17 protein-coding genes and 1 pseudogene are annotated in these 21,501 nt (G+C 65.6%); 4 read left to right on the top strand and 14 right to left on the bottom strand.

Annotated features, from left to right (window positions below):
• Nucleotides 1-104: 104 nt before the first annotated feature.
• A complete protein-coding gene (locus ACIQBL_RS36215; protein ID WP_401949772.1) occupies nucleotides 105-671 on the top strand; it encodes a dihydrofolate reductase family protein in 567 nt (188 codons plus the stop codon).
• 311 nt (nucleotides 672-982) lie between these two features.
• On the top strand, nucleotides 983-1,639 hold the full coding sequence (locus tag ACIQBL_RS36210) for a hypothetical protein (protein WP_401949769.1): 657 nt from the start codon (nucleotides 983-985) through the stop codon (nucleotides 1,637-1,639).
• A 14-nt stretch (nucleotides 1,640-1,653) separates the two neighbouring features.
• Here ACIQBL_RS36210 and ACIQBL_RS36205 read toward each other — a convergent pair.
• Nucleotides 1,654-1,815: pseudogene (locus ACIQBL_RS36205) on the bottom strand (IS5/IS1182 family transposase); the annotation flags it as partial.
• A 109-nt stretch (nucleotides 1,816-1,924) separates the two neighbouring features.
• On the opposite strand from ACIQBL_RS36205, the gene ACIQBL_RS36200 reads away from it, so the two are divergent.
• On the top strand, nucleotides 1,925-2,383 hold the full coding sequence (locus tag ACIQBL_RS36200; protein WP_401949766.1) for a hypothetical protein: 459 nt from the start codon (nucleotides 1,925-1,927) through the stop codon (nucleotides 2,381-2,383).
• Between the two features lie 56 nt (nucleotides 2,384-2,439).
• On the opposite strand, the gene ACIQBL_RS36195 is transcribed toward ACIQBL_RS36200, so the two are convergent.
• The 9 genes from ACIQBL_RS36195 to dnaB all read right to left on the bottom strand — a co-directional run bounded on the left by ACIQBL_RS36195 (nucleotide 2,440) and on the right by dnaB (nucleotide 17,615).
• Nucleotides 2,440-4,068 (bottom strand): ISAzo13 family transposase, encoded by a 1,629-nt coding sequence (locus ACIQBL_RS36195; protein WP_401949763.1) that lies wholly within the window; start codon nucleotides 4,066-4,068, stop codon nucleotides 2,440-2,442.
• Between the two features lie 72 nt (nucleotides 4,069-4,140).
• Nucleotides 4,141-6,087 carry a hypothetical protein gene (locus ACIQBL_RS36190; RefSeq protein ID WP_401949760.1) on the bottom strand — a complete coding sequence of 649 codons (1,947 nt, stop codon included), beginning with the start codon at nucleotides 6,085-6,087 and terminating at the stop codon, nucleotides 4,141-4,143.
• A 141-nt stretch (nucleotides 6,088-6,228) separates the two neighbouring features.
• A complete protein-coding gene (locus ACIQBL_RS36185) occupies nucleotides 6,229-8,316 on the bottom strand; it encodes a hypothetical protein (RefSeq protein WP_401949757.1) in 2,088 nt (695 codons plus the stop codon).
• Nucleotides 8,313-8,993, bottom strand: a complete 681-nt coding sequence (locus tag ACIQBL_RS36180) for a hypothetical protein (protein WP_347612102.1) — start codon at nucleotides 8,991-8,993, stop codon at nucleotides 8,313-8,315. Before ACIQBL_RS36180 ends, ACIQBL_RS36185 begins: the two co-directional genes overlap by 4 nt.
• A gap of 83 nt (nucleotides 8,994-9,076) precedes the next feature.
• Nucleotides 9,077-11,698: a TniQ family protein gene (locus ACIQBL_RS36175; protein WP_401949754.1), complete on the bottom strand. Its 2,622-nt coding sequence runs from the start codon at nucleotides 11,696-11,698 to the stop codon at nucleotides 9,077-9,079.
• Complete coding sequence (locus ACIQBL_RS36170) at nucleotides 11,695-12,855, bottom strand: AAA family ATPase (RefSeq protein ID WP_401949751.1); 1,161 nt, start codon at nucleotides 12,853-12,855, stop codon at nucleotides 11,695-11,697. Before ACIQBL_RS36170 ends, ACIQBL_RS36175 begins: the two co-directional genes overlap by 4 nt.
• On the bottom strand, nucleotides 12,852-15,062 hold the full coding sequence (locus tag ACIQBL_RS36165) for a transposase (RefSeq protein ID WP_401949748.1): 2,211 nt from the start codon (nucleotides 15,060-15,062) through the stop codon (nucleotides 12,852-12,854). Before ACIQBL_RS36165 ends, ACIQBL_RS36170 begins: the two co-directional genes overlap by 4 nt.
• A 46-nt stretch (nucleotides 15,063-15,108) precedes the next feature.
• A complete protein-coding gene (locus ACIQBL_RS36160; protein WP_401949745.1) occupies nucleotides 15,109-15,906 on the bottom strand; it encodes a TnsA-like heteromeric transposase endonuclease subunit in 798 nt (265 codons plus the stop codon).
• A gap of 230 nt (nucleotides 15,907-16,136) precedes the next feature.
• Nucleotides 16,137-17,615 carry a replicative DNA helicase gene (dnaB, locus tag ACIQBL_RS36155; RefSeq protein ID WP_043676076.1) on the bottom strand — a complete coding sequence of 493 codons (1,479 nt, stop codon included), beginning with the start codon at nucleotides 17,613-17,615 and terminating at the stop codon, nucleotides 16,137-16,139.
• Between the two features lie 460 nt (nucleotides 17,616-18,075).
• On the opposite strand from dnaB, the gene ACIQBL_RS36150 reads away from it, so the two are divergent.
• Nucleotides 18,076-19,413 (top strand): MATE family efflux transporter, encoded by a 1,338-nt coding sequence (locus ACIQBL_RS36150; RefSeq protein ID WP_401949742.1) that lies wholly within the window; start codon nucleotides 18,076-18,078, stop codon nucleotides 19,411-19,413.
• A 166-nt stretch (nucleotides 19,414-19,579) separates the two neighbouring features.
• Here ACIQBL_RS36150 and rplI read toward each other — a convergent pair whose 3' ends face one another.
• The 4 genes from rplI to rpsF form a co-directional block, all read right to left on the bottom strand.
• A complete protein-coding gene (gene rplI, locus ACIQBL_RS36145) occupies nucleotides 19,580-20,026 on the bottom strand; it encodes a 50S ribosomal protein L9 (RefSeq protein ID WP_301973392.1) in 447 nt (148 codons plus the stop codon).
• 18 nt (nucleotides 20,027-20,044) lie between these two features.
• Nucleotides 20,045-20,281: a 30S ribosomal protein S18 gene (gene rpsR, locus ACIQBL_RS36140; protein WP_006381652.1), complete on the bottom strand. Its 237-nt coding sequence runs from the start codon at nucleotides 20,279-20,281 to the stop codon at nucleotides 20,045-20,047.
• Between the two features lie 57 nt (nucleotides 20,282-20,338).
• Entirely contained in the window at nucleotides 20,339-20,947 is a 609-nt protein-coding gene (locus ACIQBL_RS36135; protein WP_359610746.1) for a single-stranded DNA-binding protein, read from the bottom strand.
• A 77-nt stretch (nucleotides 20,948-21,024) separates the two neighbouring features.
• Nucleotides 21,025-21,315, bottom strand: coding sequence for a 30S ribosomal protein S6 (gene rpsF / locus ACIQBL_RS36130; RefSeq protein ID WP_006604399.1), 291 nt, complete (start codon nucleotides 21,313-21,315; stop codon nucleotides 21,025-21,027).
• Between the last annotated feature and the right edge of the window lie 186 nt (nucleotides 21,316-21,501).

Here is a 21,501-nt window from a genome sequence, read left to right as displayed (position 1 = left end):
GTCGCGCCGCCACGAGGACTACATGTGAGCAGAACGCGCACCGATGAGTTCCCCGCGGCGCGCCGGTCTGTACGCGTGAGACCGACTCACGGAAGGCTGGCGCCATGCGGAAACTGATCTACGGCATGAACCTGACCCTGGACGGCTACATCGCCGCGCCCGGCGACGACATCGGCTGGAGCGGACCGCCGAGCGACGAGCTGTTCCAGTTCTGGTCCGACCAGTTGCAGGCGACCGATCTGTCGCTGTACGGGCGCAAGCTGTGGCAGACGATGAGCTCCCACTGGCCGACCGGCGACCAGCAGCCGGGGGCCACCCCGGCGGAGATCGAGTTCGCGCGCCGCTGGCGGGACATGTCGAAGGTGGTGTTCTCCTCGACGACCGACAAGGTCGACTGGAACACCCGCCTGGTCAGTGGCGACGCGGTCGCCGAGATCACCCGGCTCAAGGCCGAGGACGGCGGCCCGATGGACATCGGCGGCGCGACGCTAGCCGGGGCCGCCATGCGGGCCGGGCTGATCGACGAGTACGTGCTGGCCACCGCGCCGGTCCTGGTGGGCGCCGGCACGCCGTTCTTCACCGCACTGGACAACTGGGTGAACCTGAACATGGTGGAGACGCGGACGTTTCCCGGCGGCGTGATCCTGACCAGGTACGAGACGAGGCGCTGAGCAGCAGCACCCACGCGCTGGTCTCACGGTGATGCCATATCCGACATCGTTGTAGGTTCGCATTTCTGATGTCCCCAGGCACAGCGTTAACCAGGCTCAACGCTTGACGTCTCACGCGATGTCCTCGTGAGTTCGTCTCACCTCCGTGTCCTTTTCCCTGCCGCACGGGGCAGTTGAGACGAACAAGGGCTGCCGGAACACGAGACCAGTTGCCTGCCTACGGAAAGCCGCCGAGGGTTCGCCAAGGACTGTCCCGCAACGTTGAGGTGGGCGGTTGAGAGACCGAGAGGTCCGCCGCTTATCCTCCTGTTGTGCAGTTGCCTCGGGATCCGTCGAACGTCGCCCACGCCCTGGCGGCGGCGTTTCCGACCCGTCTCGCCGGTGACGTGCAGAGTGTCCTGGCGGTCATGCCGGAGGCCAGCTCCGCACCGATGATGCCCTTCGAGGTCGAGGTGCAGGACGAGATCGTCGCCATCCCCTATCGCCTCTACAACGAGGAGCCGTACGCCAACTTGGAGCGGCCCCTGTCCGGAACCCAGCAGATGATTTTGCACTGCCTGTACTCCCGGCACCACGATGGCCGGGTCCGCCAGCGGCACCTCGAGCAGATTACGGCGTCGGGTGAGCCGTGGGTGGTCCCGTTCGTGGTGCAGTTGGCCGGCGAATACGTGCTGGAGATCCTTGAGTCTATCGGCCGGGGGCTGCCCAGGCTTGCGGTCCCGGGCTCAACCCAGCGCCGACTCTACGGGGAGTTCATCGCTCGGAATCCGGCCTTCTTCACACGCACGGAGCGGCGCGTGGTGAGCTACTGGTCGTGCTACTACCGTTGGAAGTACGGAGCGTTTGGGACGTATCCCGGATGCGTCCTTTTGGAAGCGTTCCGGGCCGCTGTTATGGAACAGGTGGGCGCGCAGTGGCCGCGGCACACGCCGCCCCCGCTGGCGGACGCGGATGAGGGACCTGCCTGAGTTTGGCCATGTTCCTATCCAGCAAGGGTGAGATTGTGCAGGCGGGCGATGCCGCGCACGGCGAGGTGTACGCCGTCGCCCTTGAGTCTGCAGTCGCGGAGAATCTTCCAAGTTTTCATCCGGGCAAATACTTGCTTCACTCGTGCACGGACCTGCTTGTGTGAGCGGTTGTGTTCGGCTGTGCTCTCGCGCCGCACCGCGGTCACCAACTTGCTGAAGCAGCGGGGGCTCAACCCGGCGAACTGACGTATCCAGGACGACTCCGACGCCGTGATCACACCAACCATGCGGCAGATCATTTCAGTTGCCGACAGGCTTCCCACGATCGATCCTGAGCACCGGGCAAACAAGGAGGACAGGATGGGGCTCGTGCTCTTCCCCGGAGACGACGATGTGACCAGCCCGGACATCTCCTGGTCCTACACCGGCTTCAACATGTTCAGGGTGTGGCTGGCCCAGGCCGAGGGGTTCATCCTCTCCGAGATGCACGGCTTCGACGGAGACCGCCCGTGGAGCACCGTCTCCACAACGCTGGCACCACTACTCAACCATCCAGATGACGCTGGTCCGGACCTCACGCCCGCTCAATGCGCGGCTATACTGCCCCGGCTGGAAGCAATCATTGATGAGCGGCAACACGATGCCAGCGACCCCGTTCTCGAACGACGTATCGATGACACCCGCCAGCTAGTCACCGTCATGAAGTTCTGTTTGGACAAGGACGTTGAGATCGTCTTCGGCTGACCACCGGACCGCAGGCGCCCGCGACTTACGGGACAATCCTTAGGGCTTGCAGATCATTAACACGTCGTCTTGATCTTGTTGTGGGGCTCGCCGGTTTGAGCGAGGACCCGCGCGTGGAGGGCTGCAAGGACGACGGGTGGCGTGGTCGCGGGTGGGATGACGATGCCGTGTGCCTTGAGGAGTCTTCTGTTTTTCAGAAGGGTGCGGTGCATCGCGGTCCGGCTGCTGCCGAACAGTACGGCGAGAGGTTCAGCGGCCAGGGCGACCCGTAGGTGGAGCACGGTGGCCAGGATCTGTTCGGGGAAGGCGAGCCGGGGCGGACGGCCGCGTCGGGCATCGCCGTCGGGGATCAAAGTCCTTGTGAAGTCGGCGAGTTGCTGCCGGGACATACCGGTCAGGGCGGGATCGGACAGCAGGGCCTGGTCCCATCGCGGGGCCGGGTGCTGTGGAGCCCGGGCCATCGGAACAGCAGGGCGGGGCTGCGGGTGCAGGGTGTAGTTCCACTCGCCGTGGAAGGCGTGCCGGGTCAGCGGCAGTGCCGCCATCTCCGCCTCACCGATACGGACCCCGGTGGGATAGATGTTGGTGTCGAGTGCGGCGCTCACGCGCAGTCCGGTGCGGGTGGTGGTCGCGGCGATGGACTGGACGATGACTTCGTGGCTGGTCAGCGGGCGGCCTCGCCAGTTCATCGTGATGTGGGAGAAGAGCCGGTGCTCGATTTTGTTCCACTTCGATGTGCCGGGCGGGAGGTGACACACGGTGATCGTCAGCCCGGTTTCGGAGGCGAGCCGGGCGAGTTCGAGTTTCCAGGCCCGGGTGCGGTAGCCGTTGGAACCGCCCGCGTCGGCGGTGATCAGGAGCCGTGCCGCCTGCGGGTAGGCAGTCTGGCCCTGGCTGTGCCACCAACGGCGGATCGACTCGACCGCGAACGCGGCGGTGTCGTGATCGGTGCCGACGTTGACCCAGCCGGTGTTCGCCGCGACGTCGTAGATCCCGTAGGGGACGGCTTTGCCCAGCTGTGGGTCGGTGAAGTCGTGCACGTTCACCGGCACCGGCTCACCCGTCGGCCGCCACTGGCGGCCGTTGTTCTTGAACTCGCCGACGAGTTCCTTCTTCTTGGTGTCCACGCTGATCACGGGCTGGCCGGCGTCCCGGTGCGTGCGGGCGTGTTCGTTGAGATAGCGGAACTGGGCATCCCTGTCGGGGTGCTGGCTGCCCTCGATGGTCTTGGCGTTGGCCTGCAGGCTGAAGCCTTCCTCCCGCAGCAGGCCGGCGACGGTGTCGGCGCTGATGCGGTGGCCGGCCCGGGTCAGCTCCTGCGCCAGCGTGCGGGTGGACTTCACCGTCCACCGCAGCGGCGACATCGGGTCACCCCGCACATCCGGCTCGACCAGCGCCAACAGTGCCGACCGCAGGCCCGGATTCAGATCCGCGACTCGTTTGCGGCCCCCGCCCGGCCGACGCACCCGCCCTAACGGCTCCTCACCGGCCTCGAGTTCGAACACGCCCTTGCGGACGGTCGTCTCGCTGACCGACGCGGCCTGTGCCACGGCTCGGACGCCGCCGTGTCCCAGTGCCCGGGCCTCCGCAGCCATCAACAGCCGTCGCTGGCGCTCGTCCAGATGCGGGAGCAACACCGCGAACTTCACGGCGAGTTGATCACGAGTCTCATCCGGGATGCGCATGCCACACCAACGAGCTTCAGGACAGGAAGCAACACCTTGATTCCCTGCAAGCCCTTAGCCCGGACCTCGACCCTACTGCGAAGCAGGTCGCAGATCGTTCGGGCTCTCGCGTCCGCCAGGAACGCGCACAACGACCACAAGGCACGGCTCCAGCTCGCCGGGGCGTTGCACCTCCTCGATCCAGATGCTGTCGAATAGATTGACTGCGCCCTCTTTGCCAACAGTCTTGTCCAGGGCCAAGAGGATCGCGAAGGAAGGGCCAGCATTCTGGTACTCGGCTGCCTGAGCGACATAGGTGCGCAGGGACTCCTTGCTCCCGTCTTTCTCTTCTATCTTGCATTCGACGTTGAAGTAGGCCGAGGGGAAGGTGGCCAATACGTCAACGCGACCTCCGGCCTTGTCGATCACCTCAAAATGAGCTACCCGGAACAGGGCAGTGACAGCAAGGAACTCCCGGTAGTGCTGATGGAATAGAGCCTCATCGACCTTCTGTTTCTTACCGCCCTTGTCTCGACCGCGCAGATACTCTGTGTAGCCACCACCCATCGTGCGGCCCACGTCATAGCAGAGGAAAGCGAATCGGACGGTTGCTTCCAGGAGAACCTGAAAAGGCTCCGCGACTGTGGGGATCCAGTCGCGAGACTGCTCCAGTCTCACAATCAGCGCGTCCATCAGACGGCTGTATTTAGCGTCAGTCACGGAGAAGAGAAACTCCTCACTGTCACGCAATGCCAGCTCCAGTCTGTCCAGCACGTAGTCGCTGTTCTGATCAGCGAAGACGGTGAACTCCCCGGGCAGCTGGCGCGCCAGCTGCGGCCAGCGACGCGCTTTTCCCGGGTCACCCACCGTCCCGGGCTCATGTGGAGCGGGACTGCGCAGGCGCGCGCCGAGCGACGCGTAGAGGCGCTGCGCATCCTGATCGTCGTGCAATTCCTCATCGTGAGCCAGAGCGTGTTGAAGGATGTGGAACCGGTTCTCGCGCCTGAGAAAAGCGTCCTCGATCACTGGGGCCACGAGAGTCTCGACAACCTGCTCGGCCGGAGTGTCGGTCAGTACCTTCACGGTGTGGTGCGCAGTGTAGGCACGCAGGAGGGCGGTCAAGATGCCGTGGCCGTGGGTGTACCACGGGTCGCCATCGCCCATGTGCTGAGCGGCATGGTCCAGGAGGACCGTCAGCTCGTACCAGGCGGTGATGTCGTCCTGTCTTCCCATTGCCCATGCGGGAGTGTTGGTGCGTATGCGCCAGGCCCGATAGTGATGCAGCCGGTCGTACAACGCCTTAGCTGCCGCAGCCACGCGCGCGGGGGCGTCCGGTGCAGACAGGCCAAGCAAGCCATCGATACCGACCAGGTAGATCTGGGCATCCAGACGGTCAGGGTCGATTGCCGTTAACTCGGCGAGACGCTGCCTGCAGACTGAGAGCTGCTCAACCATCGCTTGATAACCGTCCTGCTCCAAGGCGGTGCGCACGTCGCCCAGGGCAAGTTCAAAGGCCGCGTCCCGGAAGGTGTGCTCCGGGGTAAGACAGCGTTCCAGGGCTTCCCGCAGCCCAGCTCCGGGATGGTGCGCGTCCAAGACGCCTAACAGGCGGGGAAGCCTTACCGCGAACTCAGTCGGCAGAGCAGTTGTGTCCTCCGTGACCATGTCCATCGCTCCCAGCAACTGAGCTGGGGTGGTAACACCGGCCAGGGTGAGTTGAACAAGGCACTCAGCGGCTTCGGCGCCAATGAGCGCAGTTGCTGGGTCGTCCCCAGCGTCCGGGGCATCTGTGAGCCGGCGTAGCAGAGTCCTAATCGCCTTGCTTCCCAGGTCACCGACCAGTCGTGGATGGGTGGCCAGCTTGTCGACGGCCTCCGCGAAAGCTAGATGCCGGGTGGAGGACGCCAGCCCAGTGATGATCGCGTCGCTCAGGGCCGGCGGGAGGGAGGGTTCTTTCACCTCGTTTGCAGCAGCACTGACGAGGAAGCCCAGGAGCGGGCCGCCCGTGAGGTAGCCCGCATGTGTGATGACTTCGTCCAACCCGCCCAGATCATTGAGAGTCGGTCCGGTGCGGCGCTGGTCGGGAGTGGCAGTGCGCGCCCACGCAGAGATTCGCTCATCCATGACGTGCACGGCTGCCCCCAGCGTAGGTTGAATTCCCGCCTTGCCCCTTTTTGCCTTTCAGAACAGTTCTCGGCCGTCGGTTCCCGTCACGATACGGTCCTTCGGGTAGATGTCCCAGACGGCTTCCTCGATCGAAGTAATGATCATCTGCAAGCCAGGCACCTTGTTGCCAGTGCGGTACAGGGTATCCAGCACCTGGTAGGTGGCCTGCGGAGTTAGCTCCTCGGCTGTGGGCGCGTCAATCAGCAGCAGCCCCGGGTGGGACATGATGCCCCGCCTACGACTCACCTTGATCATGCCGACGACGACCGCGATTCTCATTCGTAGCCGGTCGACCGGGCTGAAAGCGGAGAATCGGTGCTTGGAGCCGGATTTGACGGCGTTGAGCTGACCCCCCAGTGAGAGATTTACACTCGTGAGGTTCGTGACCCCCAAGTCGTGGGCAATCTGAACGATCTCGTCGTTGAGTTCGGAGAACAGCGCACGACTGTGCTGATCCACCACATCCTTGATGACTTCAGCTGCTGCGGTCAGCAAGGTCTCGTCGTCCGGGCCTTGCTCGACAGAGGTCTTCTGAGCTGGCTTCGCCGCGGCCAGCGCCGCCACTAGCGCCGGCGGAGTGTCTCCGCTCCTGCCACCGGTGGACAGGGTCACCGCTCCTTGCAGCTGGTCAACTTCACGTTGAGCCTTGTCGAAGAGGGCGAACCAGTCGCTCGAGCGGGTCTTTTCCAGCTGAGCTACGGACTGATCGTAGGTTGCCCGCGCGGCCGTAAGTCGCTCTGTGGCGGTAGCGAGCGCAGCTGCGCAACTGTCCTCCGCTGTCTTCGAGGCAGCCAGACGGGCTTCGATGCGAGCGAGTGCGTCAGCCTGAGCCTGCGGGTCTTGCGGCAGGCTGGCTAGTGGACGGGCGCATACGGAGCACTGGTGCTCGTTATCTTCGGCGGCTCGGCGCTCGTCGTCGATGTCGTGATCGCATCGTGGACATACCTCCGGGTCCAGCGCGCCCAGCAGGAGCCGTGCAGCGCCGCTTTGCTTGGCACGGCGCTCAGCTCGCTGATCCGATTGGCGGCTCTTCTTCGCGGCCTGGTGCTGCTCAGCCGCCTCCTGATACGCCGCCTGGCATGGGGCAAGTTCGGCCGCCGCATGATCCACCGCCGCAACAAGATTCCCAACGTCCGGCCGGCCAGCCTCTAGTCCCCTGAGGCGCTGTTGAGCTACCTCGAGGGCCTTTCGAAGCGGGGCGGCCTGCTCGTCGCGGGCGCGGGCGTCCTCTTTGGCGCGACGCGCTACCCGACTGACCTCTTGTGTCTCCGCTTTGCGCAGTGTGGTCAAGCGGGACAGCTCCGGCGCGTACGGGACATCCAAGAACAACTGCATCAGCTTGACCGGAAGCTGTCCGACGAGCGTCGGTCCAAGGAGGAGACTGTCGCTGGCCGAGTTCAACGCGATGGCGTAGAAGAAACTTGCCCAGCCATGAACCTGCTCGGTGCTATCCCGGTTACCGTCCTCGTCCTTCGGCGCGTTTGACTCAGCCACCCATACCGATACCGACTGCAGACCAAGGCGCTCCATCATGAACCGGCCGATCAAACCCTTCACGCCGCTAGGTTCGGCCGTGGCTGCGAGGCGCACACCTATCCGCCCCTCGGCCCGGCCTTCAAGCACGAGTAGATCGCTGATCGAGTCGGCAGTTAGGAGCCGGACGCTGGGGCGCCCAGGTTTGTCGAAGTACAGACGGATCGACGCTGCGGCTCCACCAACCTCGATGTCGACACGAACGAAGCGGAACCAGCTGACGGTCTCGGGGCGGCAGAACGCATCGAATCCCTCGCCTCTTAGCGCGAAACTCAGTGCCCAGAGCAGGCTCGACTTACCGGCCGAGTTGATACTGCTGGAGATTACCCAGGGGCCGCGCCCCAGGCCCATGTCAACCGTGAAGGGACCGTCATTGCCCGTGGTGCCGGTCTTACGGCCTTCGCAGATCAAGCGATGTACAACCAACTCACGCTTCGCTGGCAGTGACCCCGTCAGCTCCAGCCCGTGAGACGTTAACACCTCGGCTATTCGATCTGAATCGACACCGACCCGGTCAGCAATGCGCTTGTAGAGCTCGCCCTCCGATGGAACCGGCAGGTCTGCGTTCATGCGGCGTTCCCCCCCAATGCGGCGGCGCGAAGATACGCCAGCCTGCTCCGCGTCCTGTCTGCGATCGACGGAATGATGGCACCCAGCGGCGTCTGCGCGTAGTCCCGCTGCAGATACTGGCGTTTGCGCAGAGCCAATGCGGTATGCCCCGTCGCCTCCGCTAATGCCCGGACCAGCAAAGCCCGTTCGGTGTACCAAGCCAGTTCGGAGAATTGCGCCGTGGCCTGCTCGGCGACGTCTTGACCCTTCTGCGTCAGGTAGTAGCTATCCTTGATCACTTGTCCGCTCGCTCCACGCTGGCTGGACACCACGAGCAGCCGAGGAGCCACCAAGACACTCAACGCACGATCCAGGTGCTCAAACGCTCCGAAGAGGTAGCGGACCATCGGGATCGCGTAGATCTCTGGCTCCTCCGAGTCCAGGATCCGACCAGCCAAGTCCAGCAACACTGGTTCCGGCTGGCGTTCGTAGTCGTTGAGCAGTTCGTCGGCAAGATAGTCCGGATTGCGTAGCCAAAAATCCAGCTTCTGCAATCGACTCTCCGCGTGTAGGACCGCAACTGCGTTGGCCGGCGCCGCACGCATAGCGACCTCGTCGAGGGGATCAGCGGTCGCCGCTATGAGGAGCAGAAGCCGGACCGCATCGGAGAACCGGTCACCCTCATCTTCCACAGGCATTGACTCAACGTACCGATACGTAAGGTATTCGATCAACCCGTCTGCGCTACGAGATCTACACGGGCGTCTCTACGGTCTTCGGCTCAGGAGGTCGCGATCCGGACGGCGTCCGCGACCTTGGTGCCAAACGGTGTTAGTCGCATCCTGCGGCCTCGCTCGGCTCGCTCGATCAGAGGGTGGCCCAGATCCCTTTCGAGCTCGTTGACCTTCTTGATCAGGGTGGATTGATGGATGCCGAGGCCCTGGGCAGCCTTCCTGATCGTGGCGTACGGCATCGCAGCAACAACGAGTTCCAACCACTTCCAGGCGTATGGGGCGGTCAGAGCGTCCCGCAGGAACCCCGGAGCGCGGGCTGCCCAGTCAGGGGCGCGGTATGCGGCAGCGGGTACCCCGCCACGGCGAAGCGGGATCTCGTGGTGGCGTGCCCAGCGGGCCATGGTCCTCTGGTTCACTCCCTTCTCACGGGCAAGATCGGCCAGAGTCCGGCGGTGAACGACGTACTGGTCATGGAGCCAGTCACGCTCCACGGCGTCATGTCTCCCGTAGTCCTCGCGCCTGCGCATCGGGATCTCGTACTCGTGGGCGAGCCGGGCCACCACCTTGTAGGAGAACCCGGTGAGCTTGGCGATCTGCGACAAAGAGCGGTGCTCGTCGAGATACAGGCGGACCATTCGCTCCTTGGGCAAGGTCTGCATGGCTTTGGCGTACCTTGCCCTGTCCATGGCCTGGTCTGTCGTCGGTGAGAGCGAGGGAGCAGGCTGTTCCCCCAAGAGATATCGGACGGCTTCGACCGAAGTACCCAGCACGTCAGCAGCGTGTCGAACGGCATGCCTTCGCCGACGTACGAGGTGATGCAGCTGGGAGATATCGACCTGGTCGGGGTCCGGGCCCGGGAGAACGAGCCCGTCCAGGAGATCTTTGGGCGGCTGCCAGGTGATCGGCTCGTCGTGGATGTCCTGGTTGGCGAGGAAGGCCCGTGCTTCGGCGTCGACGGCCTGCGCCAGCTGCGGGCCCTGCTGGGCGAGGAAGCGGAAGTAGTCCGTACGGAACAGCGCCTCACCGGCGTTCGGGGCACCCTGTGTGGATTCGGGTGGGAGTCCGCTCATGCGTTGGAAGAGGTAGCAGCGGATGATCTGTTCGCGGCGGTCTGTTCCGGGGTGTGTGCCGGTGCGGCGGCAGATCTCACCCCAGCGGCCTCGCGGCAGCAGGCCGGTGTAGTCAAGGCGCCGCCGTCTCGCATAGTCGATGGGGACGTCGGCGGCATCGAGGTGATCGGCCAGCCTGGTCAAAGCGGTGACGATATGGAGCCACTGTGGTTGGTCGTCCAATGCCTGCAGGGCGTAGGAAACGTCCATACGGTGCACCACCGATCCCAGGAGTTCACCGGCGGTGTCGAAGTCGGTGCGACTGTCGACGGTCAGCACAGCTGCGGCCAAGGCGGGTGCCAGGATGCGCGGGACGGTTCCGTCGGGCGGGGCCAGCCGGAGAGTCCACAGGCTCCAGAACGTGCTGGGGATCTTCCGGCTCCGCTGTGCGATGTCCTCGTTCTTGGCCATGGGCCGTCGCGGGACCGGCGAGGTCATGCGGTGCCGCAGATAGTTCGCGGGGCGGAGTAGGGGTGCTGCTGCTGCCAGTTGTACGCCTGTGAGCACTGGGGTGACGCGGTTCCCCCAGCTCTTGATCTGACCGATGCCGGCTTCGGAGAGGTCTGCGTGCATCGCGACGAGCAGGTCGCGCATCGCCTCGCCGACTTGGTGGATGTCTGGCCGGTCCAGGACGCTCAGCGCGACGGTGACAGCGGCCGCCGCGCTCGCGGCTCTGGGCGGAGCCATGAAACCGGGCCGATCGCCGACCACCGCGAGCAAGCCGACGGCGCCGGGACCAAGGTGGGCGTCGGTAATGTCAGCCGGGACCCGTCGGGCGAGGTCCTCGGCGGGGAGGCTGGACAGCACGCGTCCGCACAGGGCACGGATGTCGCTGAGCGCACCCGCCGCCGGCTGCGGTGCGAGTGCGAAGGCCCCGAAGGTGGCTGTGCCTGTCTCGATGATGTCCGTGATCAGTGCCTGGGCGGCTGTGACTGGGTGCCCGGCGGACAGGCGGAGGGTATATGTCTGAGTGAGGTCGAGACCGCAGCCACTGGTGAAGGAACCACTCTGGGTGGAGGGCGCGTTCCCGCAATGCCCGAGTTTGGGGATGACTCGCTCGCTTCGGGGCCGCAGACGAGGCACGCGCCCGCAGTTCGGACAGTGGTCGGCCAGCAGCCGGTGGTGCCGCAGGCAGGCGAAGGACCATCCCAGCCGCCAGGACAGCATCCAGCGGCCGCCGGATTCCGCCAGGCAGTCCGGGCAGAAGCGGGAGCCACCGCCCCGTCCCCAGAGCACCCGGCGGTTGACGAAGCGCCGTTCATGGTCGATCTCCAGCGCCCGCTGATCGTAATGGCGCAGCGTCATCGCGTGGAGGCGGGCCTCCGCCAGGCCGGTAGTCGCAGACAAGGCAGCGGCCTGCTGGGGACCCAAGAGGATCGTCCAGTCCGGCGGGATGCCGAGCAAGGGGTTTCCTGTCTTCCGCAGGAGCGGCAGGCCGATGCTCAGCATCACCTCACCCAGCGGCGTCCGAAGCCGGTAGGCGAGAGCCTCCAGCCAAGAGTCCAGAGCCTCGCCGGATAGCGGGTCCCGGCGGAGCGGCAGCGTACGGGTCCGGCTCATGCCACAGTCTTCGCCGGCACGGTCCTCGCCACGCGGGAACGGGGCTTGGTCGTCATGCGTTTGCGGGCGAACTTCTTCTCCAGTGCCTTGCGCGCCCTCTCCGCCCCCGCGTCGAGTTTCACCTGGTTCAGCAGCTCCTGGTCGAGGAGCTCGGTTCCCGTGCGGGCAGCGCGCTGACAGCCTCGGTTGATGAGCGTCATCAGTGAGCCGATGTGGCCGGTGGTGCGGATGTAGAGGTAGTCAGACAGGTCATCGGCGAGCATGCCGGGGTACTTCCGGGCCAGGACGAGGCGTTGTTCGAGCCCCAGCATCAGCTTGCGCCACTGGTGCCGCTGCTTGTTGTTGCCCACCGCATAGGCGTCCATGGTGAGCGGGGTGGTGCGACGCGCGGTCTGGGCGAGTGTGATGTCACCGCGGGAGTCAGACTCGGAGTACAGGCCTCGGTTGCCCAGTTCGACGCCGATGAAGATGAGCGTGACCGGGAACTCGTTCGCGATGTACTTGAAGTGGTTGCTGACCTCCTTGCCGTTCTTGTCCTGCCACTTGAGGAAGTGCAGGTCGTCGATGATCAGCAGTTTCGTCTCGCATTCCAGGACACAGTCCAGGGCCCGCTGAGCAAACAGTGTGGCCGTGCCGGTCTTGCGGCCGGGGTGTGCGTAGAACTCCAGCAGGGCGCGGTTGAAGTCCTTCATGCCGATGTTGCTGGTGAGCCCGACCCGGCACACGGGCCATCGTTCGTGACCGGAGTCGGTGAAGGATCCGACCCGCACAATCTCCCTCTGGTGGTACTTCAGTGCGAAGTCCAGTACCGCTGTGGTCTTCCCGAGCCCGGGAAACGCGTCCACGGCGACGGCTCCTTTGGCCTTGTCGCCGTCCTGCTGATTGCTGGCGACGATGTCCCACAAGTCCTCGTGCAGCGCTTCGAGTTGAGGCGTCCTGAGCGGGCCGAGGTTGGCGTGCCAGACACTGCGGCCGTGCTCGTATTCCAGTCGGGCCACCTCCCCCAGAGCGGCGATCTGCTTGAGCGTCAAGGTCTCCGGTTGCAGTCGGCGGGGCGCCTCGGCCAAGGCATGCAGCCCCTCCTTGCGGGAGAGCGTGAGATTGTCCAGCTTCGGACGCGCGCCCTCAGGCAGCTCGGTGGTGCGGGGCGGCGTCACGCGTCCTCCAGGGCATCGGCGTAGAAGTCCTCGTCGTCATCGGGTCCGTCGAGTTCGTCGTCATCGTCGTCGTCACTGGCCACCAGGCCCTCATACGGCTCCGCCTCACCCGCCTGGAAGTCATCCGCGTCCCGGTCGTCTTCGTCGCCGCTACTGGCAAGGAGCCGGGCGACGGACGGCAGCGCACGCACGTCGTCCCAGGCGGTCTCCGGCAGGTCGAAGGCAGACTGTTCACGGGCATGGCGCAGGGCAAGGCGCCGTTCTGGCAACGTCAGGCCCAGTCCCAGGTGCCACCGCTTGAGCAGGTCGGCAACCGCACTCTCGTCGTTAGGGAAGGGCGACTTCTCGCCCGCCGCTTTCCGGGCAAGTTGGAGGGCCCCCTCGCTGATCGGGAACTTCAGCGCCGGTGCATGCTCCCACTCCAGGGCGTGCCAGCGGCGGGTGTCGGGGCGTCGAAAGTAGATGTAGTTGATGTTGTCCGGGTCGACCTGGATGGGCCACAGGCCCTTGGCCTTCGCCCCGGTGTACTCGCTGCTCTCGCCCCGGTAGCCGTCGAGGCCGGGGCCGTTGTAGCGGCACTTGCGGATCTCCACGCCGTAGTGGTGCAGCTGCTTCCACTCGGTCTTGAGGAACTCGAACCCCAGCGCCGGGTCGCGGGGCACCTCGATGTATCCGGCGCGGGCGATCCCGTGCTCGAACATCGCTGACGGCGACAGTCGCAGGCCCGGCACATTGGGGTCGAGGAGGCCACGATGGGCCCGGCAGTGATACACGCACGCCACCCACTCGCGGATGATCGCCTCTAGCTCGTGGAGGAAGAAGAACGCCTCGTCTTCTGGCCGCTCGCCCCGCGAGAACACATCCGGCCCCTTGTATCCGGGCAGCACTTCGAGCGGCCCTTCGCGCAGGGTCTTGAAGAAGCGTTCGATCGGGCCCTTGTCCCGTCCCGTCCGCAGGCGGGCCGACTGGATGGACAGCCCGAGACGCTGGCACACGGAGGTGATGTGCTCGCTGATGTACGGCTTTCCGTGGTCGACCACGATGGTCTCCGGGACCAGCGCGGGCCCCGCCGCACCTTTCGTCGCGCCGCCCTTCGATTCTTCGGCCACGTCCTCTTCAAGCGCCTTGCGTTCCACGAAGACGCCGCGGGGAATGCCGTGATCGGGCCAAACCGCCCAGGAGGGCCAGTCCTTACCCGGCGGCCGAGGACGGTAGGTCTGGAACAGCACCGCCGCGACGTCGATGGACTGTGTGGACACCGGCGTCACCCTGAGCCCCGTGATGCAGCGCGTGTACCAGTCCATCGCGACGGTAAGCTCGGCCTGCACCCACTTCATCATGATCGGGTCCATCGCGAAGACATCCAGGCGCGTGGTGTCCATCAGCAGGTATTCGCCCGGCCGTGTCGGCCGCAGCTTCCCGTACGTGCCGCGCGGCCGGGAGGCGATGTCCCGGTTGCGTTTCGTGCTCAGCCAGAACGTCGGCAACCGTCGCTCGAGCTCCTCCAGCCACCGGTACGCGGTCGCACGGGTCGGCAGCTTCACCTCGCCTTTGCCGTGGCGGGCCTCCAGGCGTGGGCCGATCATGCGGATCACTTTCGCGCGGGTCGGCTTCGACTCCTTCCCGTGCTCGGCCATGATCTCCAGGGCCATCTCCACCCACCGCTCGTCGGCCCGGCCGAGCCTGCCCATGTCCCCGCTTGCGCGCTCCGGGCCGCCGTGCACGAGTCCGGCCTCCCGGTCGAGCAGGTAGGCGCGCACCCACCGTTTGATGGTCCGTACGCTCACGCCCAGCTCGGTGGCCTTCGCTTCGTACCGCTGCAGCTTGGGCACTGTGGCCGCGTACTGCGGCGTCGGCTCACCCGGCTCCGCCAGTTCCTCGCTGCCCGAACGAAACCCGGTCAGCACCTCATTGACATGGGCGGCTCGCCCCCTGACCTCGGCCAGTTCCTCCTCGCTGAGGAGAGCGAACAGCACCGAGGCCGTCTCACGGTCGTCGTCGGCCTCTGGTCCCGGTCCGGTCGCGATGACCGTGGCTCGGCCCGAGGAGAGCACGCCCCGCAGAGACAGCCGGAATCTGCGGTCGGCCCCGTCGCGAACCAGAAGCTCGTTGCCGGCCGCCGAGCCGAACATCTCTTCCACCACGACGACTTCACCGTCGTACTTCAGCCTCGTGCCCACCCCGACACGCACCGCGGCTTCGTTCACATGCCCTCCCGAACGAGATCCCTGCATCCGACAGACCAGTTCGTCATCACCTTCGTCGAGCTCGGACTCGTCGACGGGTCGAGGAAGATCGCCGCGACCTGAGCCGACCACCGTGGCCTGCCCTCCATGCAGCACGTGCCGCTGGGACAGCACTGTCGTCAGGCCAGTCACCAAGTGCTGGCTCCACAACAGCCGCAGTACGGCGGCCCGCACCCTCCCAGTCGGGGTGGCGAGGGAAGGCGTGAAGCGCATCCCCCAGCGTCGCCCCATCCAGATCGGCCGCCCGGATTTCCGCGAGCAAGTCCTCGTCGAAGAGCCGGTCGCGGCGATAGCCCGCGAGGAAGCGCAGGTTCGCCAGCTCCGCTTCTGGCGGCTCGGACCACACCTCGAAGTCCCAGCCGCGTGTCAGGACGACCTCGCGGGCCCAGCCGAGCACGAAGTTCACCTTCGGCCGCGAGAGCAGATGCCGCGGTTTGACGTCCACGACCAGCGGCACATCCTTCTCGCGAAGCACGAGATAGTCCGGGACATGGCGACGCCTTCGCCCGTCCACCGTGGTGCTGAGGAGGAATGGTTGCGCGAATACCGCCGTCACGTCCTGGTCGAAGTCTGCGTAGAGCAAGCGCGTCAGCTCAAGGCGTGATTCGTAGGCGACGTGGTCACGCATGGTGGATGACCAGTGAGTGCCCGAGTAGTGCTTCTGCCCGTTGCGCCAGCGGAACGTACGCCAGGGGATCGAAGGCTCGAAGACGTCGACGCCCGACCTGGACCAGATCAGGTCCTCGTCGATCTTCCCGTCCGTACGACGGAGACTCATCGAGACTTCGCCGATCACACGCGACATGCCCCACCCCCGACTAGCAAGAGCGGGGGCAGAGATCCCGTTCTCGACCAGTTGCGACAGCCTCCACCATCAGACGGAAGAGGAGCACTGCATAGATCGAGTCCGGGAACAGCACTACGACGAGTGAACGATCAAACAGGAGTCCGTCTCACCGTGTTGTCCCATGGGCCAGAAGAGGGCCATCCCCGGTGAGAAAGGGACACGCGAAATGCGAACCTACAATCGTCCGGTCAGGTCTGCGCCATGTCCACGAAGCGCGAATAGTGGCCCTGGAAGGCGACGGTGATCGTCGCCGTCGGGCCGTTACGGTGCTTGCCCACGATGATGTCCGCCTCACCCGCGCGCGGCGACTCCTTCTCGTAGGCGTCCTCGCGGTGCAGCAGGATAACCATGTCGGCGTCCTGCTCGATGGAGCCGGACTCACGCAGGTCGGACACCATCGGCTTCTTGTCCGTACGCTGCTCGGGACCACGGTTGAGCTGCGAGAGCGCGATCACCGGGACCTCCAGCTCCTTGGCCAGGAGCTTGAGGTTTCGGGACATGTCCGAGACCTCCTGCTGACGGCTCTCGGAACGCTTGGAGCCACCGGCCTGCATCAACTGCAGATAGTCGATGATCACCAGCTTGATGTCGCTGCGCTGCTTGAGCCGGCGGCACTTCGCCCGGATCTCCATCATCGACAGGTTCGGGGAGTCGTCGATGTAGAGCGGCGCGGACGACACCTCGGGCATCCGACGCGCCAGCCGGGTCCAGTCCTCGTCGGTCATGGTGCCGGAGCGCATGTGGTGCAGAGCGACGCGGGCCTCGGCGGACAGCAGGCGCATCGCGATCTCGTTGCGCCCCATTTCGAGGGAGAAGATGACACTCGGCAGGTTGTGCTTGATCGACGCCGCGCGGGCGAAGTCCAGGGCGAGGGTGGACTTGCCCATGGCGGGACGGGCGGCGATGACGATCATCTGGCCCGGGTGCAGACCGTTGGTGAGCGAGTCGAGGTCCGTGAACCCGGTGGGCACACCGGTCATCTCGCCGCTGCGTGAGCCGATCGCCTCGATCTCGTCGAGCGCGCCCTCCATGATGTCGCCGAGCGGAAGGTAGTCCTCGCTGGTCCTCTGCTCGGTGACCGCGTAGATCTCGGCCTGGGCACGGTTGACGATCTCGTCGACGTCGTCGTCGGCCGCGTATCCCATCTGGGTGATGCGCGTACCGGCCTCGACCAGGCGCCGCAGGACGGCCCGTTCGTGGACGATCTCCGCGTAGTACTCCGCGTTCGCCGCCGTCGGCACGGTCTGGACGAGTGTGTGCAGATACGATGCGCCGCCGACCTTGTTGATCTCGCCGCGTTTGGTCAGTTCGGCGGCGATGGTGATCGGGTCGGCCGGCTCACCCTTGGCGTAGATGTCCAGGATCGCCTGGTAGATCGTCTCGTGCGCGGGCTTGTAGAAGTCGTGGCCCTTGAGGACCTCGACGACATCGGCGATCGCGTCCTTGGACAGGAGCATGCCGCCGAGCACGGACTGTTCGGCATCGAGGTCCTGCGGCGGCACCCTTTCGAAGGCCGAACCGGCACCCTCCCACTCGCCGCCTTCCCGGCCGCGGTCGTGCTGCTCGTCGCGGCCCCGGCCTCCGTCACCACGCCGTCGGGAAGCGGGCAGACGATCACTTGGACCGCTGTCGGCCCACGGGTCGTCCAAGGGCTCGGAAATACTCAACCGAGCCACCTCCTCCCGTCCGCCGAGCGGACCTCGCCGTGCCCCTTATTTCTACGGCACGGCACTGACAAATGAGACGCCCAACTCCGGTACGGGCGCGTCGGTTTTGTGATGTTTCTCAGTCCGACTGACGGGGCGGGTACCGGTCCACCGTAGGCCCGCGGGCACCGTCAGCCAATCTGGTTATCCACAGGCCATGTGGACGACGGCCCGGATGCTGTGGAGAACCCGGCAAAACCTGTGCACGACCCGGTGGACAGCCCTGTGAACAAGACCTCGCCACTTGGATCACGGCCTACCTGACCTGCACCTTCACCGTCCACCGGCTGTGCAGAAGAAAAACTTTCCGGGTCGGACCAAGATCGCTTCGAACAGTGCGCGAGAGGACACGACGAGAGAGCAGAGGTAAGGGTCACAGAGTAATTGCATCTCTTACCTGTGGACGATTAGATTAGTGCTCATGACACAGGCTCCCGCGGCCACCAGGGCCACCCGACGACAGCACGACCGAGAGATCGTCATGCTGGCCGTCCCGGCCTTCGGCGCCCTCGTCGCCGAGCCCCTCTTCGTCATGGCCGACAGCGCGATCGTCGGCCATCTCGGCACGGCCCAACTCGCCGGACTCGGCGTAGCATCCGCTCTCCTGACGACAGCCGTGAGCGTCTTCGTCTTCCTCGCCTACGCCACCACGGCGGCCGTCGCGCGACGCGTCGGCGCGGGCGACCTCCAGGCGGCCATCCGCCAGGGCATGGACGGCATCTGGCTCGCCCTGCTGATCGGCGCCACCGTCATAGCCGTCGTCCTCCCCTCGGCACCCACCCTGGTCGGCCTCTTCGGCACCTCGGACACCGCGGCCCCCTACGCGACGACCTATCTGCGGATCTCCTCCATCGGCATCCCCGCCATGCTGATCATCCTCGCCGCCACCGGAGTACTACGCGGACTGCAGAACACAAAGACACCGCTGTTCGTCGCCATCTCGGGCTTCGTCGCCAACGCCGCCCTCAACGTCGGTCTGGTCTACGGCGCCGATCTCGGTATCGCCGGCTCCGCCTGGGGCACCGTCATCGCGCAGTGGGGCATGGCTGCCGTCTATCTCGTCGTGGTCGTCCGCGGAGCCCGTCGACACGGCGCCTCCCTCAGCCCCGACGCCGCAGGGATCAGAGCCTCAGCACAGGCCGGCGTGCCTCTCCTCGTGCGCACGCTGTCCCTGAGAGCGATCCTCCTGATCGCCACGGCCGTCGCGGCCCGCCTCGGAGACGCCGACATCGCCGCCCACCAGATCATTCTGTCCCTGTGGTCGCTGCTGGCCATGGCACTCGATGCCATCGCGATCGCTGGCCAAGCCATCATCGGTCGTTACCTCGGTGCGAACGATCCCCAAGGCGCCCGCGCCGCATGCCGTCGCATGGTGCAGTGGGGCATCGCCGTCGGAGTGGTCCTCGGCCTCCTGGTGATCCTGGCCCGCCCACTTTTCCTCCCGCTGTTCACCAGCGACCCCAGCGTCAAGGACACCGCCCTGCCCGCCTTGATCATGGTGGCCCTCTCGCAGCCGATCTGCGGTGTCGTCTTCGTCCTGGACGGAGTGCTGATGGGTGCGGGAGACGGGCCGTATCTCGCAGGAGCGATGGTGGCGACCCTGGCGGTCTTCGTCCCGGCAGCTCTGCTCGTACCGACCCTCGGCGGTGGCCTGACCGCGCTCTGGGGAGCGATGACCCTCATGATGGCGGTGCGCATGCTGACGCTCCTGCTACGTGCCCGCTCGGGCCGCTGGATCGTCACGGGCGCGACCCGCTGACCGTTTCACGTGAAACACCGCACGCTGTCATGTTTCACGTGAAACATGAGTGCCGTGGCACCGTCCCGAACTCAACGCGCGAGGCATACCCCGCCGTCCCGAACACGGCAGAGGGGCCGCACCCCAACGGGTGCGGCCCCTCTCTCAGCTATGCCGAGCGCGGCGTTCAGGCCGCGACGACCTCGATGTTGACCTTGGCGGCAACCTCGGGGTGCAGACGCACGGACGTCTCGTGGGCGCCCAGGGTCTTGATCGGGGCAGACAGCTCGATACGACGCTTGTCGACCTCGGGGCCACCGGAAGCCTTGATCGCCGAAGCGATGTCGGCCGGGGTGACGGAGCCGAAGAGACGACCGGCGTCGCCGGAGCGGACGGCCAGACGAACCTTGACGCCTTCGAGCTGGGCCTTCACGGAGTTGGCCTGCTCGATGGTCTGGATCTCGTGGATCTTGCGAGCACGACGGATCTGCTCGACGTCCTTCTCGCCACCCTTGGTCCAGCGGATAGCGAACTTCCGCGGGATCAGGTAGTTGCGAGCGTAACCGTCCTTGACGTCGACGACGTCGCCCGCGGCACCGAGGCCGGAGACCTCGTGGGTGAGGATGATCTTCATTGGTCGGTCACCCTTCCCTTATCGCGCGGTGGACGTGTAGGGCAGCAGCGCCATCTCACGGCTGTTCTTCACGGCCGTGGCGACGTCACGCTGGTGCTGCGTGCAGTTGCCGGTCACGCGGCGGGCACGGATCTTGCCGCGGTCGGAAATGAACTTCCGCAGCATGTTCGTGTCCTTGTAGTCCACGTACTGGACCTTGTCCTTGCAGAATGCGCAGACCTTCTTCTTCGGCTTGCGCACAGGCGGCTTCGCCATGGTGTATCTCCTGTGTGATCAAGAAGTGTGGGTACGACCCACCCTCGGCCCGAAGGCCTAGAAGGGGGGTTCGTCCGAGTAGCCGCCGCCACCGCCACCGCTGGCGCCGCCGGAGTTTCCACCCCAGCCGCCACCGCCGCCGCCCTGGTTTCCACCGGCGGGAGCGCCGGTGGCCCACGGGTCGTCGGCGGGAGCGCCACCGGCCGGCTGACCGCCGCCGGAGTTTCCACCCCAGCCGCCGCCACCCTGGCCACCGCCACCACCGCCGCCGAAACCGCCGCCCTGGCCACCGCGAGCACCACCGGCGGTCTTGGTGACCTTGGCCGTGGCACTGCGCAGGCTGGCGCCGACTTCCTCGACGTCCAGTTCGTAGACCGTGCGCTTGACGCCCTCACGGTCCTCGTAGGACCGCTGCTTCAGCCGGCCCTGCACGATGACGCGCATGCCTCGCTGGAGCGATTCGGCGACGTTCTCAGCCGCCTGACGCCAGACCGAGCAGGTGAGGAAGAGGCTTTCGCCGTCCTTCCACTCGTTCGTCTGACGGTCGAAGGTGCGGGGAGTGGACGCGACACGGAACTTCGCGACCGCCGCACCGGAAGGGGTGAAGCGCAGCTCGGGGTCGTCGACAAGATTGCCGACGACCGTGATGACGGTCTCGCCTGCCATGGGGGAACCTCTCGGCGGGTTTGCTGCTGGCTGCTTGGTGCTGCTACTCGAATCCCGAGATCAGCTGAGCAGGATGCTCAGTGGGTCTCGGGGCGGAGGACCTTGGTCCGGAGGACCGACTCGTTCAGGTTCATCTGGCGGTCGAGCTCCTTGACGACCGCAGGCTCGGCCTGCAGGTCGATGACCGAGTAGATGCCCTCGGGCTTCTTCTTGATCTCGTACGAGAGACGACGACGGCCCCAGGTGTCGACCTTCTCGACCTTTCCGTTGCCCTCACGGACGACGGAGAGGAAGTTCTCGATCAGGGGGGAGACAGCGCGCTCCTCCAGATCGGGGTCGAGGATGACCATCACCTCGTAGTGACGCATGTGGAACCCACCTCCTTTGGACTCAGCGGCCACGGTCGATCCGTGGCAGGAGGGTTGTGATGCGTAAGCAACAGTGTGTGCCAGTAAAACAGCCGCCACTGACATCGGGTGCCCCTCGCGGGGATTCCGGGTCGTGGCATGGGCAGACACCAGTGCAGAGGGTACAGAGTACCCGCACACCGCCTT

This window comes from Streptomyces sp. NPDC088350, from assembly GCF_044753545.1.
In the GTDB taxonomy this organism is placed as follows: Bacteria; Actinomycetota; Actinomycetes; order Streptomycetales; family Streptomycetaceae; genus Streptomyces.
The sequence above is the reverse complement of the archived record's forward strand: the minus strand, read 5'-3'. Positions and strand labels throughout refer to the sequence as shown.